The sequence below is a fragment of the Geobacter sp. DSM 9736 genome (assembly GCF_900187405.1).
Classification (GTDB): Bacteria; Desulfobacterota; Desulfuromonadia; order Geobacterales; family Geobacteraceae; genus DSM-9736.
The window spans coordinates 2,808,948-2,833,441 of sequence record NZ_LT896716.1 but is presented as its reverse complement, the minus strand read 5'-3'; the positions used below and the strand labels follow the sequence as shown (position 1 = coordinate 2,833,441).

Here is a 24,494-nt window from a genome sequence, read left to right as displayed (position 1 = left end):
CTCATGATTTTTGACTTCTTTTCGGAGGTGTAGTGGCAATTCTTTAGTTCCCTACCGGGCAACTGTGCCCCCCCTTTTATTAGTGCCCGCGTACAGCCAGGGTACGGCTGCCGCTGAAAATTCAGAACTTCTACCGGATCGTGCCGATAGAAGAAAGAGCTTGCTCAGGTCCAGCTTGGAGGATTTCATGCGTCTGTTGGAAAAGCAACCGATTGCACGCACCCTGCTCTATGCTAATGCAATCCTCTTCGTGATTGCGGCAGCCGCAGTTTTTCTCACCGTCCAGCAGGTAGAGCGCAGACAGGCCCTGGACGAGGCGCTACAACAAGGCCGGCTTCTCCTGGAGAGAAACCTTGCCATTCACCGGTACTTCGCGGATCATCTCAAGCCGCAGGTCATGCACCTTCTCAAGCAGAACCCCAACGAAGACTTTTTTGACCCGACATGGATGTCCTCCACATTTGCGGTCCGCTCCATCGACAGCCTCTATCAAAAGATCAGCAAGAGCGGCTACTATTACAAGGAATGCGCCATCAACGCGCGGAGCCCCTCCAATGAGGCGGACGCGGAGGAACGTGCCTTCATCGAGAGCCTGAACCGGGACGGCAGCCTGATGATGACGAGGGGGATCCGTGTCTTCGACGGAAAGCCCTACTTCACCATCATGCATCGCGGCGAGACGATGGAGAGGAACTGCCTGGTATGCCACAACAGGCCCGAGCAGGCGCCGTCGGGTCTCGTCAGCCGGTACGGCGGCACCCGGAGTTTCGGCAGGCATGAGGGGCAGGTGGTCTCCGCTATATCGATACGGGTCCCTCTGGCTTCCCCCCTGCGGCATGCCGACCGGTTCGCTCTTCAGCTCTCCCTTATCATTCTCAGCATCCTCTTCACGCTATTCGGCATCAACTACCTGCTCGTCCGCCGACTGGTTCTGCGCCCCCTTGAACGGCTGCGGACGCAGGCGGTTCTCGTGTCCGGCGACGAGAGGCACCTGGGGGAGGAGATCCCGGTCCCTTCGGGAAGGGAGCTTCGGGAAACGGCCCTGGCCTTTAACGCCATGTCTGCCAGCCTATGCAGAAGCTGGAATGAGCTGGAGAGCCGGGTCACACAGCGAACAAATGAACTTCAGTCACTCAATGAGTCCCTGAAGCTGGAGGCGGCGAGTCACAAGAAAACCGCGGCAGCACTTCAGGAGGCCCTGGAAGGGGTGGAAGCGGAACGGGCGAAGAACGGGGCGATAATTTCCGCCATAGAAGACGGTCTCAGGATAATAGATGCCGATTACCGCATCGTCTTTCAGAACAGGCCGCTGCAGGAGATTTTCGGTGATGCTGCAGGGCGCCACTGCTACGAACTTTATGAGCACCGCACTTCCAGGTGTGTAGACTGTACGTTGGACGAAACCTTTAATGACGGCCGTATCCACCACACGCACAGGACCTGGAATATTGACGGCAGAACAGTTCAGATTGAGGGGACGGTATCGCCGGTGCGTGATGCAGCGGGCAATATTGCCGGGTGCCTCGAACTTCTTCGTGACGTTACAGACAGATTTCAGATGATCGAGGAGCTGAGCCTAGCAAAGACAGCCGCGGAATCTGCCAACAAGGCAAAGGCCGCGTTTCTCGCCAACATGAGCCATGAGATCCGCACTCCGATGAACGGCATTATAGGGTTTGCGGAGCTGCTCGCGGAATCGGGATTGAACGAGAAGCAGCTGGAATATGCTGAAATGATTTCTTCGTCAGGCTCATCTCTTCTTGCCATCATCAACGACATTCTAGACCTGTCGAAGATCGACGCCGGTAAAGTGGAACTGGAAGAAGCCCCGTTTTCGACGGCGGATCTGCTCATCCAGCTCGGCAAGATGTTTTCCGTCTCGCAACCTTCGACCACCAATGTCACGATCGAACGTTCACCGTCGGTGCCTGACTGGCTGCTCGGGGATGTTACCCGGATCAGGCAGATCGCCGTGAACCTCATCGGCAACGCATTGAAGTTCACTGCCGAGGGATCTGTCACTGTCAAAATGGACGCTGTGCCGCTTGGCGAGGAAACTATTCTCCTGTCGCTGCAGGTGACAGACACGGGAGTCGGCATAGCTCGTGAAAATCTGGACAGGATATTCGAGCCTTTCATGCAGGAGGATTTTTCCACGACCCGCAGGTTCGGGGGGACCGGTCTCGGACTCGCCGTCTCACGCAGCCTTGCGGAGATGATGGGAGGAACCATTTCCGTCACCAGCACACTGGGAGAAGGAAGCTCCTTTATCTGTACGGTTACGTGCAGAATTCCTACAGCTTCCCGTGCAGGTCGGGTGGATGCCGGACAAGCGGAATCTGTCGCATGCGTTCCGTGTCACATTCTGGTAGCCGAGGACAACCTGATCAACCAGAAGCTTGTACTGGAGATGCTGAAACGGCTTGGCCACACCGCTCGTGTTGTGCAAAATGGTCGCGAGGCTTTGGCGGCACTTGCCGCAGAAAGGTTCGATCTAGTGCTTATGGACATCCAGATGCCGGAAATGGATGGATTAACCGCGGCAAGAATGTTCCGTGAACGCAATCCGGAAGTTAAGGTTCCGATGGTCGCTCTGACAGCTTATGCCATGGCAGGAGATGAGGAGCGGTTTCTTGAGGCGGGGATGGATGGCTATCTGTCGAAGCCGCTCAAATTTTCGCAGTTGCAGGAGGTTATTATCCGGTTCTGTGGAGGGTGATGGCGGCGCCAGATTTGCCGTCATCAGGAGGTTGCACAACCGAAAAAGGCATCTGCAAGAATCTTGTAGGTGCCTTTTGATTTTGAAACGTCTTAATTCACAAATGAATCCCTACTTCTGGTGATCCTGCACCACTTGCACTTCATCGATACGATATACTTTAGGAACATGCTCGGTAAATGGCAGCGCAAAAGATGCCACTCCGGCTCAGATAGCTCTGGCACGACGCCGTCGCACAGCCCGCTGTAGTGGATATCGTCACACGGAGAAAACTGACAAACGAAGGGCCTTATTTCAGAACAGGAAAAGGAGAGCATGCGTATGTACAACATCAAAGCTTACGCCGCTGCCGGTGCCACATCGGGGCTTGCCCCTCTCACCATCCCCCGCAGGGATACGAAGGAGAGGGACGTCCAGATCGAAATTCTCTTCTGCGGCATCTGCCACTCCGATCTCCACTATGCCCGCGACGAATGGCACAGCGTCATGCCCACCGTCTACCCCTGCGTGCCGGGACACGAGATCGTAGGACGGGTCACAAAGGTCGGTTCCGCAGTCACGAAGTTCAAGCCCGGCGACCTGGCAGGCGTCGGCTGCCTCGTCGATTCGGACCGGACCTGCCCGAATTGCCGGGAAGGCCTTGAACAATTATGTCCGAAGCAGGTTCTAACCTACGGTGGGCCGGACAAAGACCTCGGTGGCGTTACCTATGGCGGGTACTCCGAGAGCATCGTAGTGGATGAACACTTCGTATTGCGTGTTCCCGCCAATCTTGATCCTGCCGGTGTCGCACCTCTGCTCTGCGCCGGGATCACTACCTACTCTCCCATCCGCCGCTGGGGGGACATCGAGGGTAAGAAAATAGGCATTGTCGGTCTCGGTGGTCTGGGTCACATGGGGGTGAAATTTGCCCGCGCCTTCGGTGCCCACGTGGCCGTCTTCACCACCTCGCCGGCGAAAAGGGAGGACGCACTTCGGTTGGGTGCCGATGAAGTCATCATCTCGACCAACGCTGAAGATATGAAAAAGCATGCCTGGAGCTTCGACTTCATCCTCGACACCATCGCCGCCGATCATGACATCGACGCCTACATCAAAATGCTCGGCCGGGACGGTACTATTACGCTGGTCGGCGCACCGGAGAAACCGCTGGCGGTATCTGCCTTCGCACTGATATTCGGGCGCCGCAGCCTTTCCGGCTCTCTCATCGGCGGCATTGCCGAGACTCAGGAGATGCTGGATTTCTGCAGTCAGCACAACATTACCGCTGACGTAGAAGTCATCCCGATCCAGAAGGTGAATGAGGCCTACGAGCGGCTGGCGAAATCGGACGTCAAGTACAGGTTCTCCATCGATATGGCGTCACTCAAAGCCGAGTAACCGGACAGGGGTCTAAGAGACAGCTCTTCAGCCGCTATCTGTTCATGGCAGTGGGAACGTTGTTGCCGCCTGCGTCAGCATGTAATAGTCATCAACTTCCTGGATCAGGAAATTTACGAATGCCCTGTTTGCCGGTGACAGGGGAACATCTTTTTTCCAGGCTATTGCAAGGTCCAGGAAGAGCGGCGGATCGCACGAAATAGTCGCTACGCCCGGATCTTTGTCAACGGCCATCTTCAGCAGGAATGCCACCCCTAGTTCCTCCTTCACGAGGCTTCTGACGAGAGAGAAAAGGTTGGATTCCGCCATTACTACAGGGAGGATTCCTTCCCTGGCAGCGATTTCGTCTATTAATTCCCGAAGATAATAACCCTTTTTGAACTGCACCAGTGGTTCGGCCAGCAAATCGCTAATCTTGCACTTCTTCTTCACGGCAAATGGATGAAAACGATGCACGCACGCTACCACCTCTTCCCGAAGCATGTGATGCGAATCGAGCCCGTCCGGGACCCTGCCGGTGATGATGCCCATGTCGATGTCGCCGGATTCAATCTTCCGCTGAATGTTCCATGCGCTGTCACCGTAGATGGATATCTGTAGCGCCGGATACCGCCGCTTGAACGCCGAGAGAATCTTTGGAAAGAAGAAACTGCTCAGCATTGGCGTCAGTCCGACTCGTACCTCGCCCCTTACAAGGCCCCTCAGGTCTGCGACTTCCTGCCGTGCTCTGGCAACTACCTTGAAAATGTCCTTTGCGTTCAGCGCCAGAGATTCTCCTTCGGCGGTGAGGGTGACCTTTCGGTCTCGTCGGACGAAGAGCTTAACCTCCAGTTCCTCCTCAAGCTTCTTGATGGCGATGCTGAGCGCGGATTGGGCTATGTTAAGCTTTTCCGCCGCCTTGGTGAAACCTCCGGAATCTGCCACTTCAAGGAAAAAGTTCAATTGCTTCAGATCCATTCCGACCCCCTATCCATCTATAATAGTGATAGAGGCAATAAAAACAATATATTTTATATATTGAAGCTGCTCTGGTATAGTTGCCTCGAAACTATGGAGGAGAGGTGATGGCAGTTTATCTGGATTGCAATGCGACCACGCCTGCCGAGCCATCCGTGGCTTCTCTGGTGCTGAGATTTCTTGAGAAGGACTTCGGTAACGCCGCCAGCCCTATACACGACTATGGCTTGTTCGCCCGTGCTGCCGTGGAGCATGCGCGGATGTTGGTGGGAAAGGTCGTCGGGGCACGGCCGGATGAAGTCATCTTTTCCAGCGGCGCCACTGAAAGCAACAATATGGCGATTCTTGGTTTGATTGACGCAGGACTTAACAGCGGTCGGCGACATGTGATCACGACTGCCATCGAACATAAGGCGGTTCTTGAACCTTTCGAGGAACTTTCACGCAAGGGATTCGAGGTGGAGCTTCTGCCTGCCCTACCCGACGGACGCTTCAGCCTGGAACGGCTGGCCGAAGCTCTCCGGCCCGATACGCTGCTTGTTTCGACCATGCATGTCAACAACGAAACCGGAGTCCTGCAACCGCTGGTTGAAGTCGCGGACCTCCTCAAAGAGCATGACGCGCTGTGGCATGTCGATGCTGCACAGGGGTATGGAAAGGATCTTGATCGACTCTCCAGCCGACGCATCGACATGATATCCGTCAGCGGGCACAAGATATATGGACCCAAAGGAATTGGGGCGCTCATCGTCAGGAAGCGTGATGGCCGGTTCCCCCCATTGCAGCCGCTTATCTTCGGGGGCGGGCAGGAGCAGGGGCTAAGACCGGGGACTCTACCGGTGCCTTTAATAGCGGGATTTGGAGAGGCGGCAAAATTGGCATTGCGGGACAACAGGGAGCGCCAAGCGAAGTGCCAGGCCTTTCGGCATGACGTACGTGAAGCGCTCGCCACACTTGGTGCTGAGCAGAACGGTGACGAAACCTGGACCCTGCCGCATTGCATCAACGTTTCCATTCCAGGTATTTCTTCAGATCAGGCGATACGTGCGCTGAAAAACGTGATTGCCGTATCGAGCACATCTGCCTGCACCTCCCATACCCGTACTCCGAGCCATGTCCTGAACGCTATGGGACTATCTTCCTCACAGGTCGAGAGTTCCCTGCGGCTTTCCTGGTGCCATATGACGCCCGATGTCGACTGGGAGTCGGTTGTTGAGGTGTTACAGAAACTGCGCTGACTAAAGGGAGTTGATCATGGATCTGTTCAAGGAACTCGAAGAGGCTACCACGCTGCAGTACTTTCATGGCGATCTGCCGAAATGGCTTGCGGACCCGGTTCTCTCCGTTGCCCGGTCTCCGGAGCTGTTTCAGGAAAAGGAGTATCTGGTTGAAATCCTTCTGGCGCAGGTCAGGGAATATGATGTGTATGCCGAGGCCGGGTGCTGCAAATGGGCATATGACCACGAGGACATCGCCAGAACATTACGGTGGCTGGAGGAATAATGACAGTTTTCGATCGTCTGCGGGAAGCAATGGAAACAGCACAGGCCGAACAGGATTTGCCGGACTGCCTGGCGCGGGATATTTCAGCTATTTTGCTACGGCAGAAAGAATTTGAGGGGCGGGAAAATGAACTGAATGAGCTGGTCGAAAAGGTCATTATGTATGATACCTACGGCCAAACGGGCTACCTTGGAATGGGGGTTAATAATGTCGTCTTGCAAAAGACACTGGAGAAGCTGTTAGGGTTCGAGGAGTTACATTAGGACTTTTGGAATGATCTTGTTCAGATTGCGCAGCAGCCGGTAGGTGATCCCCCACAAGTGACGCTCTTTCTCATCCTTTATCAGTAAGGAGGGGAACTTTTTCACCCTCCCGTGTGAATGGAACATTACGTTTGAACAGCGCCTCGGGTTTTTTAGCTCCTCCAGCGGAAACCATAAGATATCTGCCACTTCTTCCCTGTCCGGCGCCATGTTCATATCCTCCGGTACTGCATAAACGAAAGGGGAAATGATTATGTTCAGGCCGTCCGGAACAAGGTCGCTGAGACGCCCAAGATGACGTGCGCAGGAAAGATCTACCCCCAGTTCCTCTCTGACTTCCCGCTCAGCGGTATGCTTGGAATTATTGTCGCTTGTTTCCATTCTCCCTCCCGGCAATCCAATTTGACCGGACCAGAAATCATCCTCGTTAGTGGCGCGCTCTATAAGCAGAACGTTCAAGTCGCCGTCGGCGCCTTCGGTCACCATCAGGGCAACCGCTGCATGTGCGCGGCCCATCGGTGCTGCAATCCGTACTTCTCGTTGCGTCAGAGCTGCCTCTAGTTGATCTATTTTGCACATCATTCCCCCGGGTTCAGCCTATTAGGTGCCATTTTGGAGCCAGTTGCTGATGCTGACACACCACCCCAAATAGAAAGTCTACCCGGCTTTCTCTCTCGCTGTAACACCAATACCGGTCTCCGTCGCTCCATCCCCTTTTCGGCAACCTGTCCTTCCGTTTGATACCTGACCCACTAGTTGAAAGCGGTGGAGAAGTGCACCTCTCCACCGCCCTTGGCTATAATACAGTTACACTTTCCTTATGAGTGAGATGTCCAGCGTGATGGTCACTTCTTCCCCTACGGCAACTCCGCCAGTCTCAAGTGCGGCATTCCATACCAGCCCGAAATCTTTCCGGTTGATCTTGGTCGTAGCTGTTGCTCCACGGCGGATGTTCCCCCACGGGTCCCTGCTCTCTTTCGTTGGTCCTTCAACGAGAAGCACAACCTCCTTCGTGATGCCGTGCAACGTCAGAAGGCCGGTGACCTTGAGTTTGTCATTCCCGGCCTTGGCCACCTTTGTAGAAACGAAGGTCATTGTCGGGTACTTCTCCACGTCGAAGAAGTCAGCGCTCCGGAGGTGTTCATCACGCTTTGCCACGTTGGTATTAATCGAGGCGGTGGGTATGGTGACCTGTACCTTTGACTTGGTAATGTCCTTATCGTTCAGTTCCAGCGTCCCTGCCGGTTTCTCAAAAGTACCTCGAACATTCGCCACCATCATATGCTTGACCTGGAAGCCTATATTCGAGTGGTCAGGGTCGATGTTCCACAAACTGGCGGAAGCCAGCCCCGGAATAGTGAGGGCAAGTAGCGCTGCGGCAGTTGCTATCGTTTTCATTTTTCATTCTCCTTTTGGTTGCTTGGTTCAAGTAGTTTGACATTAAGCTATTGTTCGAAATTTTTTTACTAAGCTTTCGGTCTCCTTTCTTTCAGGCCAAGTATCCGGCACAGACGACCAAGTTCTTCCTGCTCAGAATCGAGGAGGAAGGACATGTCTTCCACGATTGATCGTGCTACATCCGGAAAAACCTGTGACACCAATTCCCTTCCCTGGTCCGTCAGGTGTATGGCAAAGTACCTCCGGTCTTCTTCCGAACGTTCCCGCCGAACCAGCCCATTCTTCTCAAGGTTGTCTATGACCATGGTGATGTTGCCTGTACTTTTGAGTATCTTTTTCGCAAGGTCTCGTTGAAACAGTGGCCCCTTGTGGAGGAGGGCCTCAAGCACCCCAAACTGGCTTATGGTCAGTCCACTGGCTGCAAGATTGCGGGTAACCCCGGCCGTTACGCTTTCAGCAGCGCGCATGAGCTTCGTATAGGTGCTTAAAGCCCTGGCTGTTTTTTCGTTGGTTTTAGGTTTCATTTCCAGGCCCTTGGTTCAACATCATATTGTTTGATATTAAACTATCTTCTCCAAACCGCTCTGTCAAGCATTTTAAACAAATGCCCGTGCCTGATAGCAGCACATTATGATGTTTTTTTATGAATGTTGTCCCGGCTAATCTTTGGATCCAGTGCTAGCCACAAAAAAGGCACTCGCAAGAAGTTTGCAAGTGCCCTGATATTATGGCTCCCAGCGCGGACGATCTTTAGACATTTTTCAGCGTGTCGTCTGATTCAAACCTCAATTGTGCCGGGGTGAGCGGTAGGAGGAGATGATACTGATTATCCTGTGTTGCTTCTAGCTCATCTTGGTCGCCTGGCGAGCCAGATCGTGTGCCGGCCCCCACCTGCCGGGCCGCGTGCCCGGACTTGTACTTCCTCCACTGCAAACCCTGCTCCTCCCAATCGCCTAACAAATGCCGGGTCTGCCCCTGCGGACCATACCGCCAAAACCCCTCCGGGGTGAAGCGCTGCGAAGGCAGCCTTGATTCCCGCCTCCGAGTAGAGCCAGTTGTTCCCTTTGGATGTCATGCCCTCCGGGCCGTTGTCCACGTCAAGCAGGACGGCATCGAACGCCTGCTGTTCTTGCCGCATAATATTGGCAACGTCCGTCACAACTACAGTTACGCGGGAGTCTTCAAGGGGATGACCATTCAGTTCCCCGAGGAACCTCCGGTTCCACTCTACGACCGACGGCACGAGTTCGGCCACTACGACTCTGCTTTCCCCATCCAATTGCTGCAACGCCGCCGCGGTGGTAAATCCCATCCCCAAGCCGCCAATAAGAATCCGACGGGAGAGGCGGTTGCCGGTTCGGGCACAGGCATACTTTGCGAGGGCATCTTCCGAGGCATGGGCGCGACTGTTCATGAGTTCGTTGCCGTTAATCCGGATGGAGTATTCTCCGCCCCGTTTATAGAAATGCAGGTCGGTGTTGCCACCGGGGATCCTGGCACTGTCGAGAAGCTTCCAGGCAATCATTGTGGGTTCGTTGAAGTGAGCGCAGAGGATGGGGATGCAATGGTATCTGCCGCATCGGGAAATTCTGTGGGTTCTTCAAAGCTGATCCTGCCTATTTTCCCCGCCCGCAGTTCGCGGAGAAAAGCTTCGGCTGCACGGTTAAGATCCACCTGCCCGCCGGAGACGAGGCAACCGAGGCGGCGGCCGATGTGCTCCAGAAGGCCTGTGGGGTTGTCGGGCACCTCCGTAAAGCGGTACCGTGTCATAAGGAGTTCCCGATAGCGCTGCATCATGAACAGTGCGGCGAAGAGACCGACATCGGTGTAGTCGAAGGCACCTTCTCCGATGGCCCCGCTGCTGGCCAGGCGGTATGCGGCAGTCTGGTCCTTCATGTCGGGCCAGAGCAGCCCCGGCGTGTCTGAAAGGATGATATTGTTTCCCAGATCGATCCGCTGCGGACAGGTGGTGATGGCAGGCCTGTCTCCGACCTTCGCCATGGATTTTCCTGCAAGAGTGTTGATGAGCGTTGATTTGCCCACATTGGGAATTCCGACCACCATGATACGTAACGAGTTGCCCGGCTTCCCGCGGTTGGGAGCGAGGAGCTTGCAGAGTTTGGTTATCTGGCTCGTTTCGCGATAATGTTTTGCCGACAGTGGGAGTGCGCGGACGCCGCTTTGCTTCTCCAGGGTTCGCACCCATGCTTTGGTCACGGAGGGGTCGGCGAGATCGCTCTTATTCAGAACCTTGATGCACGGCTTGCTCCTGCGCAGTTCCTGCAGGAGCCTGTTTGAGCTGGAGGAGGGGAGTCGGGCGTCGAGTACTTCGATAACCACGTTAACATCCCGGATGAGTTCGGAAATCTGTTGTTTGGCTTTCCCCATGTGCCCGGGGTACCATTCTATCGTCATGTTTATGTCTTCCCTGGGATTTATTTATTCCGCTTTTTGTTTCCATCAGGCTCTAGGTCGCGCCTCTCTCTGGGTTGCTGCGTATTGGCCACGCTCACGCTCAAGGGCCTGCCGAGAAACAGGGTTCCGTTCAGCGCTTCTATCGCCTTTTCAGCCTCTCCTTCGGAAGCCATTACGACAAATGCGAAACCTTTCGGCTTCCCCGTGCGCGAATCCTTTACCAGATTCAATGATTCTACTGCACCGATTTCCGAGAAGAGCGCTCTGATACCTTCTTCCGATGCATTGAATTGGATATTGCTGACGTACAGTCGGTTCCCCATACCTTTTCTCCTCACCTTGTTGGATGCTTCCCGGAAGGCTGCCCATTACCGGGCGGTTCAATATAGCACGAATCCGAGGCAGGTCACAAAAGTACTGAAGATGTCCGATGAGCGGTGGTGCGGTGGAAAAGGAGCATCAGGGACCATGCATGACTGCTTTACCCATGATCCCGACATCTCCTCCAGCCTGAAATTTGTGCGGCGTACCCGTGGGCTCGGGACAAGGTCGAAGAGATGTACCTGCGGTGGAAGGTGGGGGACGTCGGCAGAAACCCCACCAGAGGAATATTACTAGAAGTTGTTAGTGAAGGAGGTTGAGGTTAAGAAGGAGGAGGTTATACTTCGCGGCATTGAATAAAAATTGATAACCTTAACCCATATTCCTTTTTCAAAAAAGAAAGCCGCGGATTCCTCCGAGGCTTTCAGTTTCTATACCTTGTGTTTTTCGTACTCTGTTAGATTCTCGTTACGTTTGCTGCCTGAAGCCCTTTCGGCCCTTTGGTTACCTCGAATCTGACGCTGTCTCCTTCAGCCAGTGACTTGAACCCGTCGCCGCTGATGGCAGAGAAGTGGCAGAAGACATCTTCACCATTCTCCTGCTCTAGAAAACCAAAACCTTTTGCGTCATTAAACCACTTCACTGTTCCGTTTACCATTTACTTTCCTTTTCCGATTCTTCTGTTTTTTTTCCGGTAACAACCGGACATTGGCCCACCTTATCAGGGTTATAGTGGCCCGGTCAATGTATTTAAAAAATTTTTTAAATAAATCTACTGGAACCTTCTTTGGCTGCATTGAAATCGGTAGTGCCGGGGCACATATCTTCAGTCAACTGGCATCTTATTATTCCTACCTTCATTCCTGTCACTCCTATTCTGGTAACGCTGGAACTGCAAATCTCGCTGTCTCACGGACAGTTAAAAGCGGGCCCTCAGGTAAAAGGCTTTCTGAAAAGGAGCCCGTAGTGATAGGGGGGCAGATCAAAGCGCCCCCGCCCCGTAAAGCCTGCCGATTGCGCCCATGTTATACACTGTTCCGGTCGAGGACGGATGTCCATGGCCGGGCCTCGTGGCGTCGCCGGGTCATAGTTCCAGTGACCGCCAGGCGTCCTCCCGGCTTCAGAATGCGCAGCGATTCCTGCATCAACGCTACCGGCTCTTCATGATGCAGAATATTGAAAAGCAGCGTCGCATCGATGGAATCGGACGGGAGTCCTGTCCCCTCTGCAACAAAATCGCGAATGATCGCGCGAATGTTTTCAACTCCAGATTCCCGACATTTCTGATTTACCGCATCAACCATCTCAGGTTCGATATCGAAGGTGTGTACGACTCCCGTCACAAGCTTTGCTGCCGCCAGGGTAAAGGTCCCATAACCGCAGCCGAACTCCGCTATGTCTTGCACTCCTTTGTCCAGACCGAACGTCCTGAGCATCTTTTCCGGCTCGAAAAAATCTTGCCACATTTCTTCTTCAGGCATGCCGCTATCACGAACTTTCAACCATTCCTCCTTTTGTCTTTTGGCACTTCGTTTCATCACTTTCCGACGCAGCAGGACACCACGGTCGACTGCTTCTCCCGATCAATATCCTTCTTACTCTTCCTGGCCACGGCCTCATTCTCGCCCAGCAGGGCAATGATTTCTTTCACCAGTCTCGGGCGGCACAGGTAGTAGCAACGCTGTGAACCTTCCTGTACAAAATCCACCAGGTTTGCTTTACGAAGGACAGTCAAGTGCTGGGAGATGTTCGCCTGAGATGCCGGGAAAATATCTTGGATATCGGTCACACATTTAGTCTCCTTCAGCAGCTCGCCCACGATCTGGAGACGGGTCTGATGCGCAAGGGCCTTCATTGCCTTTGCCCACTCATTCGCTGTTTCGATATCCATAGCTCCCCCCACGGATTCATATTCGAATATTCGAATACCATCTCCTGCTATTGTTCAAATACTTTTACAAAAAACTGTCGCTTTAAAAAATTTCGTTGACAGCGGAGCAAGAAGCACCTATAAGTATTTTAGCAACTACTTATAAGGAACCGCCTTGAAGAACTCAGCAGAACTTTTCAAACTACTCGCTGTTGACAAACGTATCGAAATAATTGAACTTTTGAAAAAAGAAGCGATGAGTGTCAATGCAATTGCAGAGAAGCTGGGGATAACCCAGTCAGCGGTATCGCAGCATCTTCGGGTACTAAAGTCCGCGGATCTTGTAAGGGACGAGAGACAAGGGTACTGGATATATTACTCCTTGAACAAGGAGGCTTTGGAAGAGTGCCGAAAGCGGCTGAATCGCATATGCACCTGTGGATGTTCAGGCGGGCAGACTGCCGTGAAAAGCCACGGAGACTGCTCGACGAAAGGGTAATATATTTTTTGCCCAGTATTTAAGTTACTGCGCATATTCTGAAAAGGAAAGGAGGTGACACCATGGTAAAAGTCGCCGAAGAAATCAAAGGCTCGGTCAAGGCAGAACAGCCTTCCGAAAAGAAGGACGCAAAAGGATCTTGTGGATGTGGATGTAATTCCGGCACGAAGGGTAAGTAAAGTTTATCACGAGGAGACAGAGTGTTTGCTGTCTCCTCAACCTCACCCTCTACAAAAAACAGAGTCACCCGTCACAAAAGAAAAAGGTCGCTAATAAAATTAGCGACCTATAATTGGTTGGCTCCCCAGCGCGGACTCGAACCACGGACATGGTGGTTAACAGCCACCCGCTCTACCGACTGAGCTACTGGGGAAAAGTTGGTAAGCCTCGCGAAGCCGGTCGTTACGCGGCAACAGGGAAATACCCCCATGGTGCAAGACCTGTATCTTTTAGCACAGGCCGAGGTGGCTGTCAAACGATATTTAAAGTGAACTCTGGTGCTTGACTCCGATCTGTACATGCGAATACACTTCAGCCTCAGCCAAGGCTTTTCGCTCACATCTTGTGGAGTAATCAAGACACGCTATTCTCATGACAGATGTTTTCTAGGCCAATTCCATCTCGGAGGTTACATGCAGATTTCCACCAAATATATTGCGGGTGTTCTCGCAGCGATCCTTACACTTCCAACATCAGTTGCTGCCACCGAACCCGCTATTGAAACGCCGTCGGCTGCTTCCAGCCCCGTCCCTGCTGAATCTGTCTCTCCTGGGGGAAGAATCGGATACGTGGATATTTCACGGGTCAGCCGTGAGTCAAAGCAGGGGAAGGCTGCCCAGACACGAGTGAAAGGGAAGGCGGACAAACTCAAGTCACAGCTCGAATCCAAACAGAAGCAGCTTGAGAAGCAACAGGCGGCTTTACAGGCGAAGCTGTCGACAATGTCCCAGCAAGAACGGGTAGCGAAGGCAAAGGAGTTCGAGAAAAAGGTAGAGGAATACCGCAAGCTGTTGCAGAAGGCTGACAACGAGATGAAGCCTCTCCAGGAAGAAGCCGTCCGCTCATTCCTGAAGGACATAAAAGCTGCCGCTGCCGCATACGGCGAGGCTCACGACTATGCCGCCATCATAACGGAAAAGGATATCCTTTATACGGGGGCGGGGGTTGTTTCCGAGGATGTTACCGATGGCGTGATAAAAGAGATGGACTCCAGTACCTCACGGCCATAGCATAGTGTCATCCATCTTTTCCCGACCGTGTCAGCTGAAAGGTGCGCCCGAATAGCGAAATGCCGACATACCCCCGCAACTCCAGCATGTCCGGGGCTGTGAGCTTCATCTTGCAGTTGTATGTTTTCCCGCTATGCGGATCATAGCAGGATCCGTGTTCCCACTGTTTCTCCCCGGTCTGGACAAGTCCGTTCATCACCTGTAGCCCCAATAAAGAGCGGTTCCGTAAGTCCTGCTCTGGATTCCTGCGGTCCGTCTTGACGGTCCCGATGGGTCCTATCCTGTTGTCACGGTATCTGGGCTCCTTAAGCCAGACGATCCTTCCGCAGATATTGTCATTGTCTCCACAACGGAACAACTCCACCTTGGAGTCTCCTCCCGCGGTGAGCCATACTCCCAGTATGTTATCAGGGCTAGAGGCAAAAGCGCCTGTTGCAGCCATGACAAATGCAAGAGTGAAATAGAGAAGCCTCACCACTCCTCCTTTTTCAGCATTGATCGTTCATCAGAGCGATTATACCAGATGGGCTGGAGTAGGCATGTCAACGCTTCGAAGCGGGGTCGGCATAAAGCATACTCTCCTCAGCTCCTATGGAATATGAAATTCTTACCCAAGAGCAAGCTCCAAAATTTTCCACTGCACTTGACTCGTCTCCCTTCTCTGTTAGAATTTTTTACTTGTCGGGCAGGTCCGGCAAAATCAACTGATCTTGAGGGAGAGTTACAATGATTACTGGTACGGTAAAATGGTTCAACGACACCAAGGGGTTCGGATTTCTGGAGCAGGAATCGGGAGAAGACGTCTTCGTGCACTTCTCAGCGATAAACGGTCAGGGATTCAAGACCCTTGCGGAAGGCGAGCGGGTCAGCTTCGAGATAACCCGGGGGCCTAAAGGGTTGCAGGCAACGAGCGTCTCCAAGCTTTAACCGGCAGCTGGTCATACACATTGCAGGCTCCGGGCTGCCCCGGGGCCTTTTGTTTTTGCTGAATGATGTTTGGCCGAATCCGCACTAGCAGTAGATCCAACATCTCCATAACTTACTAATCCGAACGAGGAGGATACAATATGCAGAAAGCACCCAAGCTGCACGACCTGACGGAAAATGCCGTCGAAGCCTTACAGCTTGCGCTTGTGGAATGCCGGCAGGCAACCACGGAAGGGCTTATCCTTGCCGCCCTTGCTCTGGTGGCCCAGATGCAGCATGAACTGAGCGCTATGGCCTCTCCAAGCCGATGTGACGATGCGGGGGAGCTATGTTTTCCGACCTGATTCTGCCATTCGGTAGAGCGACGACCGGCAAAGGCCTCGCGACTGCGGGGCCTTTTTTCTGTGCAGGGGAAGAACCCCTGGAGGGGTTGCGATGAACGGACTTATTCCCGCCCCATCACCTTCAGGAGCTTTTTCGCATTTGGGTGTCCTTTCCCGGCGGCCTTACGCAGCCAGTTCACCGCTTCGTCCTGGCTCTTCTCCACCCCCTCGCCATTCGTATACATGAGTCCGAGGTTGTACTGAGCCTGAACGTGGCCCTGTTCTGCCGCTTTCCGGTACCATTTAGCGGCCTCCGATAGATCCTTGGGCAGGAATTCCCCTTTGTCGTACATGGCTCCCAGCGAAAACTGGGCATTCATATCCCCCTGCTCAGCTCCTTTCTTCATCCATTTCGCAGCCTCGTTGCCGTCCCGGCTTACCCCCTGTCCCTTCAGGTACATTATCCCCACATTGAAAGATGCAGCCCCTTTTCCATCCGCCTTGAACTCCTTTAGCGCCTTTTTGTAATTCCCCGCCTTGTACGCTTTCAGGCCAGCATCGAAATCACCCCAGGCCGGTGAGGCGAGTGTCGCTGTTAGCAGGAGAGCCGCCAGTTTTGTGCCATTGATCATACCTTCCTCCTCGCACCGCAGTTATCTCCTTCCGCTACAACTATATCACATACGGAACCTCTCTTGGCGCTTGCTTGCCGAGGCGACCGGCACCAAACTCCTGCCGCTCTGACCGCAGTTTTTAAGATGACGAAATCGTAATGCTGCTGTAACCGGAGCGAAAGTGTAAATGTGGGTATTCATCGGCATGTGCCGCTAATTTGCGTTGGGAGGGAAGTACCTGCGGTTTTCAAGAAATATGCAAGGCTTGCAATAACAACATGTTACAACCGGGTAACAAAAAAGTTTCTGGCATGGCACTGGTTATGCTCAATAGAGAGTCAAATAGCGGCGGTAATAATAACGGACGGGCAAATTACTCTTATTAAGACAGAGCGCAGGTTATGAAGGTGAAGACCGTACGACATATGATGATTGCAGCCTTGCTTCTGATGATCCTGGCTGACCCATCGAGGGCAGGGGAGCTGAAGGCTTCCTACCTCTACAATCTCTCGGATTTCACAGGTTCGAAGCCCTATTCATCGGCAAAGATCAAGCTGGACGACACAAAGAACGAAATTTACGCCCTCTCAGGTGAGTCGGTAGCTATTTTCAACAGCAGTGGCATGGAGATTTTCCGGGTCGATTATGACCCCACCATGGGAGTCGTGTATGACGTAGCGATCGATCCGGGCGGAGATCTTTTTCTTCTTACCCTGAAGGAGAGGAAGGCGCAGGTTGTCCGCTGCAACTTCAGGGCTGAGCCGATTTCGCCGGTGGAGTTGAAAAATCTGCCGGAGGAGCTGGCCCAGTTTCTACCGGATCGTATTTTCCTTGTCGACGGCACTCTCTACCTGGCAAGCCTGAATTCGATGCGATTCGTGATGGTGGATCAATATGGGAATTATCTGGATACCATCGATCTTGCGACCAAGATCGGACTCCTGGAGCAGGAGCGTCTCGATTCGGGCATCGGCAGCATAACTCTCGACCGGCAGGGGAACTTCTATTTCACCATGCCTACGATGGCAAAAGTTTACCGCATGGCGAAGGATGGCCAGATCAGCTCCTTCGGCAAGCGCGGCAGCGGTCCCGGCAAATTCGGGGTCGTAACCGGTGTCGCAGCGGACAAGGAGGGCAATCTGCTTGTTACCGATACCCTGCGCTGCCTGGTGATGGTTTTCGACAAGGACTTCAAGCTTCTGAAAGAATTCGGGTTCCGGGGGTTCAAGCCGGGGAACCTGATTGGCCCCAGCGAAATAGCAGTAGACACAACTAACAAGGTGTACGTGAGCCAGATCCGCAACAGGGGGGTCAGTGTTTTTCAAATCAGCAATGGCTGAACAAGTACAGGGAGGAAAAGGAGGTGGACGAGCGGAAAAGGAAGGACCAGAGGCAGCACCGTTATTGTATTGAACAGAAGCTATCACACACCATCCTCCGAACGTAAACCCGCTGTAAGGCGGGGACACAAAGCCACAGATCCTGCGTTTCCGAAGAACAGGATGGCTGGGCTGCCGGAGAAAGAAAATCTGGGAGGATTTACCCGAATGAAAGCTCTTAACGTATCACTCGCTGCAGCTGCCACCGCATTGCTGCTCAGTACCCCTGCAATGGCATTCCACGCCGGCGGCGTCGCCGAGTGCGAAGGCTGTCACACGATGCATAACTCTCTCGAAGGGAAGCAGGTCACTACCTCCTTCTCGCAGTTCCAGACCGGACCCTACCTGCTGAAGGGTTCCGACCAGAGCTCCGCATGTCTCAACTGTCACCAGCATGCAGGCGACACCGGCCCCAGCAGCTACCACATCTCGACCGCTCCGGCCGACATGCCCACAGGCACCGCCCCGCTCCAGAGGACTCCGGGCGGCGACTTCGGCTGGCTCAAGAAGACCTACAACTGGGTCATGAGGGGTGAGCCCGGTACCAGCCTCGGCGAGCGCAAAGGCCACAACATAGTTGCTGCAGATTACGGCTACAGCGCCGACAGCAAACTGACCAAGGCACCTGGTGGTGAGTACCCTGCCGCCAACCTCGCCTGCTCCAGCTGCCACGATCCGCACGGAACCTACCGTCGTGATGCGACCGGCGCCATCACCCAGACCGGTCTTCCGATCTTCAACAGCGGTTCTTACCACAACAGCAAGGATCCGGTCGCAGGTAAAGGTGCTGTAGGCGTGTTCCGCATCCTCGGCGGCGAAGGCTACCAGCCGAAGTCGCTCCAGGGTTCCTTCGGCTTCGCCAACACGGTTCCCGCGGCTGTCGCACCGAGCACCTACAACCAGTCCGAAGCTGCCAAGCAGGTCCGTGTAGCCTACGGCCAGGGTATGTCCGAGTGGTGCGCCAACTGCCACACCGGCATCATCCGTTCTTCCTTCACCAGCGGCATGGGCTCGCTTTCCCACCCTGCCGGTAACGGCGCCAAGCTCGGTGCCACAATTGCTGGTAACTACAACAAGTATGTCAAGTCCGGCGACCTGACCAACACCGACAACACCAAGTCCTTCAGCTCGCTTGTTCCGTTCGAGGAGGGGACTGCCGACTACGCTACCCTCAAGGCGCACGCCAGCAACACCGACGCATACCTCAATGGTCCTGAAGCAACCGCCAACGTCAACTGCCTCTCCTGCCATCGCGCCCATGCTTCCGGCTTCGACAGCATGACCAGGTTCGGCGCACTCGAGAATGGCGAATACTTCACCGTTGCCGATGCGAGCGGAAACCCGATTTTCTCCAGCGATCCGAATGACAAGTCCGCCCTTGGCCGTACTCCTGCTGAGCAGTCCGCAGCACTGTACGACCGTACGGCAGACAAGTTCGCTCCCTACCAGAGAGCGCTATGCAACAAGTGCCATGCTAAAGACTAATTGCTGAAGTGCAATGCCATCTCCGGGGCCGGCTTAAGCCGGCCCCGGATCTTCTTTTCCGACCAAATCCAGCCGCCAGTTGTGACCGGAGGCACAGCTATTCGGCAGCAAATATGAGATGAATAACGGAGTGGAAATGTAATGTGATGTCCGAGGAGGTTGAGGTGTCCGTGTGCTGGACGCCAAAGGGACCGCTTTTGAAAGCATCATCTGTGTTCATCATAGCTTTGTCTGCCTTTGCCTCCGTGCTGGCCATGGAGAAGGCAAGCGCCTTTCACGACGGTGGCGCCGGCGAATGCGAGGGGTGCCACACCATACATAATTCCTCCGAAGGAATGCCAGTCGTAAGCACGTTGCCGCAGTTTCAGTCGGGGCAATACCTGCTCAAGGGGAGCGACTCCAGCTCAGTCTGCCTCAACTGCCATCAACGCTCATTTGCCGCCGGCACAACCCCGCACCAAATAAGCACTGCGCCCACAGATATGCCGGCCGGTGTTCCCCCGCAGCAGTTCACCCCCGGCGGCGATTTCGGGTGGCTGAAAAAAACCTACACCTGGATTCCTTCCTTCGGAGCCCCGCTCGGTTCCAGCAACGGCGACAGCCACGGCCACAATATCGTAGCCGGCGACTACGGCTACTTCGCCGACAGCACAAAGACCACGGCTCCAGGCGGGAGCTATCCCGCGGCAAATCTTTCCTGCATCAGCTGTCACGATCCACACGGCATATACCGCAGAGACTCCGACGGGTCCATTTCCAGGACCGGTAAACCGATCAAAAGCTCAGGCTCCTATGAAAGCAGTCCCAACCCTGACTCTGCAGCTTCGGTTGGTGTCTACCGGCTGCTGGGGGGTGCCGGCTATCACCCTAAACCCGTCACCGCCGGATTTGCCTTCACGAGTAACCCACCGGCTGCCGTAGCACCGACCAACTACAATCGTTCCGAAGAGACAGGCATTACCCGGGTGGCCTACGGGGCCGGAATGTCCGAGTGGTGCAGGAACTGCCATCCGAACATTCATAACGGCAGTGCCGCCGGTCTGCGGCATCCATCCGGAAGCGGTTCAGGTATTCTCGGTTCGCAGATAGTCTCCTACTACAATCAGTATGTGAAGCAGGGGGATCTGACCGGCATCGAGGGCTCTTCCTACTCTTCCCTTGTTCCCTTCGAGATCGGAAGTGCAAATTACTCTGCCCTGAAGCAGGCTGTGACCGGTACGCCCACCGCCGGGCCGAATACCGGCAACGGAACTCCGCAGGTAATGTGTCTCACCTGCCACCGCGCCCATGCGTCGGGGTGGGGTGGCGCGACCAGGTGGAACACCAGGAGCAGCTACATCGTGTACGACGGTAAGTATTCACAGGCGGGGGAGCCGTTCCAGCCATACGGGCAGGGGAGAACGGAACTTGAAGCTGCCGCCGCAAATTACAATACACCCGTTACCAGATTCTCCCCCATGCAGCCCGGGCTGTGTGAGAAATGCCATTCGACGGTGCCGCAATGACTAAGACATCAGCTGAAAAACGTATGCCCGGAATGGCGGGAGTGGTCAGGATGCTGGCAGCAGGGATAGCCGTCATCATGGTCGCCGGATGTGCCGGAAGTACCGGGACGATCAGGAAACCATTTTCCGACCCGCAGAGCGGTGCGCTCTACCTGTACATGGAGCCGCTTCCACAGGATGCCGACCGGATAACTTTCTCCCTCGCCGGGATTTCCGCAGTGAAGGCCGACGGGGTGGAGGTGCCGCTAGCCCTGAGGATGTCGGAGCTTCAGGGGGGTGCGGTACGGAGGCAGCGCCTGCTTGCAGTGGGTGAACTCCCGGCGGGGGAATATTCCGGCTTTATTTTCAAGATCGCCAAGGCACATCTGCACAACGAGGATGGGGACGCGGCACTTCTTCTCCCCGAAAAACCGGCAAGGAAGGAGCTTGCCTTTCAGGTCGAAAAGCGGGAAGCGACGGTCGTATCCGCAGTCTTGAAGGGGCGGGAATCGCTGAAAGGGGGGATAGGATTCGATCCGGTTTTCAGTCTCTCCATTCCTGAAAATCCGCTCCCCTCCGTTACAGGCTACGTGTCCAACGAAGGGTCCGACACCGTCACGGTGTTCGACAAACGTGCTGCCAGGGTCGCCCGTGTTATCGGGACGGGGAGGGCTCCCGCTGGAATCGCCATAGACCAGCTTCAGCGAAAGGCATATGTGGCCGTTTCCGGTGACGATGCCGTAGAGGTTATCGATACTAACACAAACGAGGTCATTTCCAGGATCCGCCTGCACCCCGGTGACGCTCCCCGCGAAATCGCCCTGGCCTCCGACGGCCGTATTCTGATTACTGTCAATTCAGGTTCCAATACCGTCAGCTTTCTCGATCCCCTCTCTCAAACCGAAGCTGCCAGGGTCAATGTCGGAAACCGTCCCTCTACGCTCGTGATGGACAGAGAAGGGCGCAAGATCTACGTCTTCAACACTCTCTCCAACAGCATTTCCGTGATCGACGTGGCGACCAGGTTGGTTTCCGCGACCATCCCCACCGAGTCGGGACCGATGCGGGGACAGTTCAACCGGAAAGGGGACAGGCTGGTGGTCAGCCACAGCATGTCTCCCTACCTCCTTGTGATCAACCCGGCCTCCTTTTCCGCAGAGAAAAGGGTTTATGCAGGGATGGGTATTGCCGCACTGAAGATCAATCCTTCCACCGATTTTATCTACGCTGGTTACCGGATCGGCGGGAAGACGGAGATCTTCGATTCCTATTCCTACATACCTGTGGATTCAATTCCGGCCGAGGAGGGTATTTCATATCTCACCATCGATGGTGACGAAAACAACCTGGTCGGGGTGCGCCTTGGCTCGGCGACGGTGCAGTTGGTGAACCTGGTGAGCAAGAAAGTGGTAGGGCAGATAGACGTGGGAGAGGAGCCGTATTTGGCGGCTCTCTTCGGAGAGAAGTAGGGCGGGATGGGTATGGCTGCGAAAAAAAAGCTTTTGCACCTGATCCGGGGAATCCTGCTTCAGCTCATGTGTCTGTCGCTGCCGCGGCTCGTGCAGGCGGACGGGATTTCCGGCTTCATGGAGTACAGCTTCTCCCAGTCAGAATCGAAAACCGAGGATGCGGCGGGGACTTCGGGGAAGACGGCAGGAACGGCGCTCATGCAGCGGTACAACCTTTCGCTGGACCGCACGCTCTATCCCCACCTCACCTTTTCCGCCGGAGGAAACATCGAGCTTAACAGGAGCGACTTCGAGATGGAGACAGGCAGCCTTTCCAACTCCCTCGCGAGCAGGCAGACCAGGCTTTCTCCCTTCGCCAACCTTCGTTTCAACAACGGGATTGTCTCGGCGGGGACGGGGTATTCCAGGAGGCAGGAAATAACGAGGACGGCAGGGGCTCCATCCTTCACCTCCATCAACGACACCTACAATGCGCAGCTCGGTTTCAGGCCGCAGGGCCTTCCGGCCATCGACACCTTCTACACACATATCGACCTCTATGATGCCGACAGATCGTTCCAGAACTCGGCCAACGATTCCGTCACCGTTACGGCCCGATACAGCCTGTTGAAGAACCTGGACCTCACCTACCAGGTGCTTTTCAGCAACCTGCAGGACAAGCTGCGGGATCAGGAGATCACCTCGCTGAACCAGAACGCACGGATCGCTTACAACGACACGTTCTGGAGAAGCAGGGTCTCACTATACTCCACCTACAACATTTCATCACAGTCGACCCGCATTCACGCCGCCGACCTTGCCCAGGTAATGATTCCCGTGGTCCCGGTGCATGGATATTTCAAGATAATCGATACGAGTGTCGTATCGTCCGTAGATCCCTTAAACTCGGGTGCCCTCGATCTCTTCGATCCCCTCGTCTCAGGGAGCGCCAACACCCCTATCGCCTTCTTCAACGTGGCGGGGCTACCCGACACGAGAACCCGCAACTTCGGCATCGAGCTTCCTCCGCGATCTTCGGTTAACGTCATCAGGTTGCTGGTGGACCAGGATATCTCGGGGCAGAACATCCCCGCCGGCTTCACCTGGAGCCTGTACACCAGCGAAAACGGGATCGACTGGACCTTCGAGCGGGTGGTTCCCGGAGTTTTCAACAAGGATTTCGGTGACGGTACGAGGGGATTCGAGTTCAGGTTTCCCACCATAACGACCCCTGGGAGCGGCAGGCTTTTCCTGAAGATAGTGACTACCCCGGTATCGCTTCCGGAGCCTCTTGCCGGCAGCCCCGGCGTGGCTGCCGCCAACGTAGTTCGGCTGCAGGCTTTTGCTCCCGCGTCTGCGAGAGAGAACAGCAGCATTTCCGGGCACTACGAGATGAACAGCAGGGTGAGGATCTTCGACAAGCCTTCGGTTTTCTACGATCTGAACTTCACACTGGATCATTTCAATGCCGATACCGGCTCTTCCCAGAGATACTTCGTGACGAACTCACTATCGCTCACTCACCAGTTCAGCAGTATCTATTCGACGAGCGGGCGGATCACCCGGGAAGACTCTTTCGACCCGTCCGCAGTACGGTCGGCTTGGGTATACAGCGCCTCGCTGACGGCCGTACCCGTCCCGGCACTTACGAGTTCTCTCCTGTTCAGCGGTCGAAACGAAGACTCGGAGGGGGCGACCACCAGCAGTTATTCGCTGTTTCTCAACAACACGGCGGAGCTATACCGGGGGATAAATGTCTTTCTCAACGGTGGGGTGAGCCGGGGGATCTCAGCCATCGACAGGAGATCGGACAATGCCATTTTCATCGCAGGCGCGAATCTTGTTCCGCATCCGAAGGCGAACATCAACCTCAGCGTTTCCGGGAAGAAGGAGTGGTCGGCAGGAGGAGGCCTCCCCGATACGACTTCCTACAAGCAGGACAACGAAATATCCTTCACCCTGACCCCCTTCAGGAGCGCCTATCTCTTCGGGTCGCTCGCCGTGACCACGGAAACCGACAAGAAGACACAGCTGATAAGGACACTGGGGGGATCATGGGCGCCATTTCGCGAAGGGAACCTTCTGTACAACATTTCGTACAACGAGAGTGCCGCTTCGCAAGGCTCGCAGGAAACGCGGTCGCTGGTGAACAGCCTCCGGTGGTATTTCCGCAGCAGCTCCTATTTCGACCTGTCGTACCTGATTACGAGGAGCAGCTCCACGACGCAGCAGATCGACTCGTACAGCCTTAATGCGGCTGCGCGATTCACTTTCTGACCC

Annotated in this window: 25 protein-coding genes, 1 tRNA gene, 2 pseudogenes and 1 riboswitch; of the genes and pseudogenes, 14 read left to right on the top strand and 14 right to left on the bottom strand. The window is 54.7% G+C overall.

From position 1 onward, the window contains the following. Positions 1 to 187 precede the first annotated feature (187 nt). Together CFB04_RS12925 and CFB04_RS12920 are read left to right on the top strand one after the other, a co-directional pair. Positions 188 to 2,719 (top strand): DUF3365 domain-containing protein, encoded by a 2,532-nt coding sequence (locus CFB04_RS12925; protein WP_088535652.1) that lies wholly within the window; start codon positions 188 to 190, stop codon positions 2,717 to 2,719. Between the two features lie 321 nt (positions 2,720 to 3,040). Beyond that, a complete protein-coding gene (locus CFB04_RS12920) occupies positions 3,041 to 4,099 on the top strand; it encodes an NAD(P)-dependent alcohol dehydrogenase (RefSeq protein ID WP_088535651.1) in 1,059 nt (352 codons plus the stop codon). A 42-nt stretch (positions 4,100 to 4,141) separates the two neighbouring features. Here the strand turns inward: CFB04_RS12920 and CFB04_RS12915 are convergent, their stop codons facing one another. Then, the gene (locus CFB04_RS12915; protein WP_088535650.1) at positions 4,142 to 5,056 is read right to left on the bottom strand and encodes a LysR family transcriptional regulator; all 915 of its coding nucleotides are present in this window, start codon (positions 5,054 to 5,056) and stop codon (positions 4,142 to 4,144) included. 107 nt (positions 5,057 to 5,163) lie between these two features. Between CFB04_RS12915 and CFB04_RS12910 the strand changes: the two genes are divergently transcribed. Genes CFB04_RS12910 through CFB04_RS12900 form a run of 3 tightly spaced genes read left to right on the top strand, consistent with a single transcriptional unit; the run spans position 5,164 to position 6,822 of the window. Continuing rightward, positions 5,164 to 6,294 carry a cysteine desulfurase family protein gene (locus CFB04_RS12910; protein ID WP_088535649.1) on the top strand — a complete coding sequence of 377 codons (1,131 nt, stop codon included), beginning with the start codon at positions 5,164 to 5,166 and terminating at the stop codon, positions 6,292 to 6,294. Positions 6,295 to 6,310: 16 nt separating this feature from the next. Continuing rightward, positions 6,311 to 6,559, top strand: coding sequence for a GSU3529 family protein (locus CFB04_RS12905; protein ID WP_088535648.1), 249 nt, complete (start codon positions 6,311 to 6,313; stop codon positions 6,557 to 6,559). Further along, positions 6,559 to 6,822 carry a GSU3529 family protein gene (locus CFB04_RS12900; protein ID WP_088535647.1) on the top strand — a complete coding sequence of 88 codons (264 nt, stop codon included), beginning with the start codon at positions 6,559 to 6,561 and terminating at the stop codon, positions 6,820 to 6,822. The genes CFB04_RS12905 and CFB04_RS12900 overlap by 1 nt, the downstream gene beginning before the upstream one ends. Here CFB04_RS12900 and CFB04_RS12895 read toward each other — a convergent pair. The 10 genes and pseudogenes from CFB04_RS12895 to CFB04_RS12850 all read right to left on the bottom strand — a co-directional run bounded on the left by CFB04_RS12895 (position 6,814) and on the right by CFB04_RS12850 (position 12,847). Beyond that, positions 6,814 to 7,404, bottom strand: a complete 591-nt coding sequence (locus CFB04_RS12895) for a CoA pyrophosphatase (RefSeq protein ID WP_231934181.1) — start codon at positions 7,402 to 7,404, stop codon at positions 6,814 to 6,816. The genes CFB04_RS12900 and CFB04_RS12895 overlap by 9 nt on opposite strands. Positions 7,405 to 7,629: 225 nt before the next feature. Continuing rightward, on the bottom strand, positions 7,630 to 8,220 hold the full coding sequence (locus CFB04_RS12890; protein ID WP_088535645.1) for a YceI family protein: 591 nt from the start codon (positions 8,218 to 8,220) through the stop codon (positions 7,630 to 7,632). Between the two features lie 68 nt (positions 8,221 to 8,288). Then, a complete protein-coding gene (locus tag CFB04_RS12885; RefSeq protein WP_088535644.1) occupies positions 8,289 to 8,744 on the bottom strand; it encodes a MarR family winged helix-turn-helix transcriptional regulator in 456 nt (151 codons plus the stop codon). Positions 8,745 to 9,067: 323 nt separating this feature from the next. Then, the gene (locus CFB04_RS12880) at positions 9,068 to 9,745 is read right to left on the bottom strand and encodes a hypothetical protein (RefSeq protein ID WP_088535643.1); all 678 of its coding nucleotides are present in this window, start codon (positions 9,743 to 9,745) and stop codon (positions 9,068 to 9,070) included. Then, positions 9,742 to 10,635, bottom strand: a complete 894-nt coding sequence (gene ylqF, locus CFB04_RS12875; protein WP_088535642.1) for a ribosome biogenesis GTPase YlqF — start codon at positions 10,633 to 10,635, stop codon at positions 9,742 to 9,744. Before ylqF ends, CFB04_RS12880 begins: the two co-directional genes overlap by 4 nt. Before the next feature lie 20 nt (positions 10,636 to 10,655). After that, the gene (locus CFB04_RS12870; protein ID WP_088535641.1) at positions 10,656 to 10,958 is read right to left on the bottom strand and encodes an RNA-binding protein; all 303 of its coding nucleotides are present in this window, start codon (positions 10,956 to 10,958) and stop codon (positions 10,656 to 10,658) included. A gap of 455 nt (positions 10,959 to 11,413) precedes the next feature. After that, a complete protein-coding gene (locus tag CFB04_RS12865; RefSeq protein ID WP_088535640.1) occupies positions 11,414 to 11,614 on the bottom strand; it encodes a cold-shock protein in 201 nt (66 codons plus the stop codon). 110 nt (positions 11,615 to 11,724) lie between these two features. Further along, positions 11,725 to 11,817: pseudogene (locus tag CFB04_RS18405) on the bottom strand (CGGC domain-containing protein); the annotation flags it as partial. Between the two features lie 72 nt (positions 11,818 to 11,889). Further along, positions 11,890 to 12,458, bottom strand: a pseudogene (locus CFB04_RS12855) (methyltransferase domain-containing protein). A 35-nt stretch (positions 12,459 to 12,493) separates the two neighbouring features. Further along, on the bottom strand, positions 12,494 to 12,847 hold the full coding sequence (locus CFB04_RS12850) for a helix-turn-helix transcriptional regulator (RefSeq protein WP_088535639.1): 354 nt from the start codon (positions 12,845 to 12,847) through the stop codon (positions 12,494 to 12,496). 154 nt (positions 12,848 to 13,001) lie between these two features. Between CFB04_RS12850 and CFB04_RS12845 the strand changes: the two genes are divergently transcribed. Continuing rightward, on the top strand, positions 13,002 to 13,325 hold the full coding sequence (locus tag CFB04_RS12845) for a helix-turn-helix transcriptional regulator (protein WP_088535638.1): 324 nt from the start codon (positions 13,002 to 13,004) through the stop codon (positions 13,323 to 13,325). A gap of 297 nt (positions 13,326 to 13,622) precedes the next feature. Here CFB04_RS12845 and CFB04_RS12840 read toward each other — a convergent pair. Further along, positions 13,623 to 13,698: transfer RNA gene (locus CFB04_RS12840), tRNA-Asn, on the bottom strand. Positions 13,699 to 13,957: 259 nt separating this feature from the next. Between CFB04_RS12840 and CFB04_RS12835 the strand changes: the two genes are divergently transcribed. Continuing rightward, a complete protein-coding gene (locus CFB04_RS12835; protein ID WP_157698793.1) occupies positions 13,958 to 14,554 on the top strand; it encodes an OmpH family outer membrane protein in 597 nt (198 codons plus the stop codon). Between the two features lie 7 nt (positions 14,555 to 14,561). Here the strand turns inward: CFB04_RS12835 and CFB04_RS12830 are convergent, their stop codons facing one another. Beyond that, positions 14,562 to 15,029, bottom strand: coding sequence for a DUF2147 domain-containing protein (locus CFB04_RS12830; RefSeq protein ID WP_088535636.1), 468 nt, complete (start codon positions 15,027 to 15,029; stop codon positions 14,562 to 14,564). 251 nt (positions 15,030 to 15,280) lie between these two features. On the opposite strand from CFB04_RS12830, the gene CFB04_RS12825 reads away from it, so the two are divergent. Together CFB04_RS12825 and CFB04_RS12820 are read left to right on the top strand one after the other, a co-directional pair. Continuing rightward, on the top strand, positions 15,281 to 15,481 hold the full coding sequence (locus CFB04_RS12825; RefSeq protein ID WP_088535635.1) for a cold-shock protein: 201 nt from the start codon (positions 15,281 to 15,283) through the stop codon (positions 15,479 to 15,481). Between the two features lie 140 nt (positions 15,482 to 15,621). Further along, on the top strand, positions 15,622 to 15,825 hold the full coding sequence (locus CFB04_RS12820) for a hypothetical protein (protein WP_088535634.1): 204 nt from the start codon (positions 15,622 to 15,624) through the stop codon (positions 15,823 to 15,825). A 101-nt stretch (positions 15,826 to 15,926) separates the two neighbouring features. Here the strand turns inward: CFB04_RS12820 and CFB04_RS12815 are convergent, their stop codons facing one another. Next, positions 15,927 to 16,436, bottom strand: coding sequence for a tetratricopeptide repeat protein (locus CFB04_RS12815; protein ID WP_088535633.1), 510 nt, complete (start codon positions 16,434 to 16,436; stop codon positions 15,927 to 15,929). Positions 16,437 to 16,819: 383 nt separating this feature from the next. Between CFB04_RS12815 and CFB04_RS12810 the strand changes: the two genes are divergently transcribed. The 5 genes from CFB04_RS12810 (at position 16,820) to CFB04_RS12790 (ending at position 24,491) form a co-directional block, all read left to right on the top strand. Next, positions 16,820 to 17,758, top strand: a complete 939-nt coding sequence (locus CFB04_RS12810) for a hypothetical protein (RefSeq protein WP_088535632.1) — start codon at positions 16,820 to 16,822, stop codon at positions 17,756 to 17,758. A gap of 92 nt (positions 17,759 to 17,850) precedes the next feature. Beyond that, positions 17,851 to 17,937, top strand: a riboswitch (cyclic di-GMP riboswitch). A 28-nt stretch (positions 17,938 to 17,965) separates the two neighbouring features. Beyond that, on the top strand, positions 17,966 to 19,282 hold the full coding sequence (locus CFB04_RS12805; RefSeq protein WP_088536831.1) for a cytochrome C: 1,317 nt from the start codon (positions 17,966 to 17,968) through the stop codon (positions 19,280 to 19,282). A 164-nt stretch (positions 19,283 to 19,446) separates the two neighbouring features. After that, positions 19,447 to 20,787 carry a cytochrome C gene (locus CFB04_RS12800; RefSeq protein WP_304441137.1) on the top strand — a complete coding sequence of 447 codons (1,341 nt, stop codon included), beginning with the start codon at positions 19,447 to 19,449 and terminating at the stop codon, positions 20,785 to 20,787. Then, positions 20,784 to 22,235, top strand: a complete 1,452-nt coding sequence (locus CFB04_RS12795) for a YncE family protein (protein ID WP_172825503.1) — start codon at positions 20,784 to 20,786, stop codon at positions 22,233 to 22,235. The genes CFB04_RS12800 and CFB04_RS12795 overlap by 4 nt, the downstream gene beginning before the upstream one ends. 12 nt (positions 22,236 to 22,247) lie before the next feature. Then, positions 22,248 to 24,491 (top strand): hypothetical protein, encoded by a 2,244-nt coding sequence (locus CFB04_RS12790; RefSeq protein ID WP_157698792.1) that lies wholly within the window; start codon positions 22,248 to 22,250, stop codon positions 24,489 to 24,491. The last annotated feature ends 3 nt before the right edge of the window (positions 24,492 to 24,494 follow it).

What these genes read in the sequence shown, in the direction of transcription:
- CFB04_RS12790 (WP_157698792.1), top strand. Translation starts at nt 22,248, where the DNA reads ATGGCTGCGAAAAAAAAGCTTTTGCACCTGATCCGGGGAATCCTGCTT.
- CFB04_RS12885 (WP_088535644.1), bottom strand. Translation starts at nt 8,744, where the DNA reads ATGAAACCTAAAACCAACGAAAAAACAGCCAGGGCTTTAAGCACCTAT.
- CFB04_RS12880 (WP_088535643.1), bottom strand. Translation starts at nt 9,745, where the DNA reads ATGATTGCCTGGAAGCTTCTCGACAGTGCCAGGATCCCCGGTGGCAAC.
- CFB04_RS12795 (WP_172825503.1), top strand. Translation starts at nt 20,784, where the DNA reads ATGACTAAGACATCAGCTGAAAAACGTATGCCCGGAATGGCGGGAGTG.
- CFB04_RS12870 (WP_088535641.1), bottom strand. Translation starts at nt 10,958, where the DNA reads ATGGGGAACCGACTGTACGTCAGCAATATCCAATTCAATGCATCGGAA.
- CFB04_RS12910 (WP_088535649.1), top strand. Translation starts at nt 5,164, where the DNA reads ATGGCAGTTTATCTGGATTGCAATGCGACCACGCCTGCCGAGCCATCC.
- CFB04_RS12810 (WP_088535632.1), top strand. Translation starts at nt 16,820, where the DNA reads ATGAAGGTGAAGACCGTACGACATATGATGATTGCAGCCTTGCTTCTG.
- CFB04_RS12850 (WP_088535639.1), bottom strand. Translation starts at nt 12,847, where the DNA reads ATGGATATCGAAACAGCGAATGAGTGGGCAAAGGCAATGAAGGCCCTT.
- CFB04_RS12865 (WP_088535640.1), bottom strand. Translation starts at nt 11,614, where the DNA reads ATGGTAAACGGAACAGTGAAGTGGTTTAATGACGCAAAAGGTTTTGGT.
- CFB04_RS12825 (WP_088535635.1), top strand. Translation starts at nt 15,281, where the DNA reads ATGATTACTGGTACGGTAAAATGGTTCAACGACACCAAGGGGTTCGGA.
- CFB04_RS12820 (WP_088535634.1), top strand. Translation starts at nt 15,622, where the DNA reads ATGCAGAAAGCACCCAAGCTGCACGACCTGACGGAAAATGCCGTCGAA.
- CFB04_RS12890 (WP_088535645.1), bottom strand. Translation starts at nt 8,220, where the DNA reads ATGAAAACGATAGCAACTGCCGCAGCGCTACTTGCCCTCACTATTCCG.
- CFB04_RS12920 (WP_088535651.1), top strand. Translation starts at nt 3,041, where the DNA reads ATGTACAACATCAAAGCTTACGCCGCTGCCGGTGCCACATCGGGGCTT.
- CFB04_RS12905 (WP_088535648.1), top strand. Translation starts at nt 6,311, where the DNA reads ATGGATCTGTTCAAGGAACTCGAAGAGGCTACCACGCTGCAGTACTTT.
- CFB04_RS12895 (WP_231934181.1), bottom strand. Translation starts at nt 7,404, where the DNA reads ATGATGTGCAAAATAGATCAACTAGAGGCAGCTCTGACGCAACGAGAA.
- CFB04_RS12925 (WP_088535652.1), top strand. Translation starts at nt 188, where the DNA reads ATGCGTCTGTTGGAAAAGCAACCGATTGCACGCACCCTGCTCTATGCT.
- CFB04_RS12815 (WP_088535633.1), bottom strand. Translation starts at nt 16,436, where the DNA reads ATGATCAATGGCACAAAACTGGCGGCTCTCCTGCTAACAGCGACACTC.
- CFB04_RS12835 (WP_157698793.1), top strand. Translation starts at nt 13,958, where the DNA reads ATGCAGATTTCCACCAAATATATTGCGGGTGTTCTCGCAGCGATCCTT.
- CFB04_RS12900 (WP_088535647.1), top strand. Translation starts at nt 6,559, where the DNA reads ATGACAGTTTTCGATCGTCTGCGGGAAGCAATGGAAACAGCACAGGCC.
- CFB04_RS12915 (WP_088535650.1), bottom strand. Translation starts at nt 5,056, where the DNA reads ATGGATCTGAAGCAATTGAACTTTTTCCTTGAAGTGGCAGATTCCGGA.
- ylqF (WP_088535642.1), bottom strand. Translation starts at nt 10,635, where the DNA reads ATGACGATAGAATGGTACCCCGGGCACATGGGGAAAGCCAAACAACAG.
- CFB04_RS12805 (WP_088536831.1), top strand. Translation starts at nt 17,966, where the DNA reads ATGAAAGCTCTTAACGTATCACTCGCTGCAGCTGCCACCGCATTGCTG.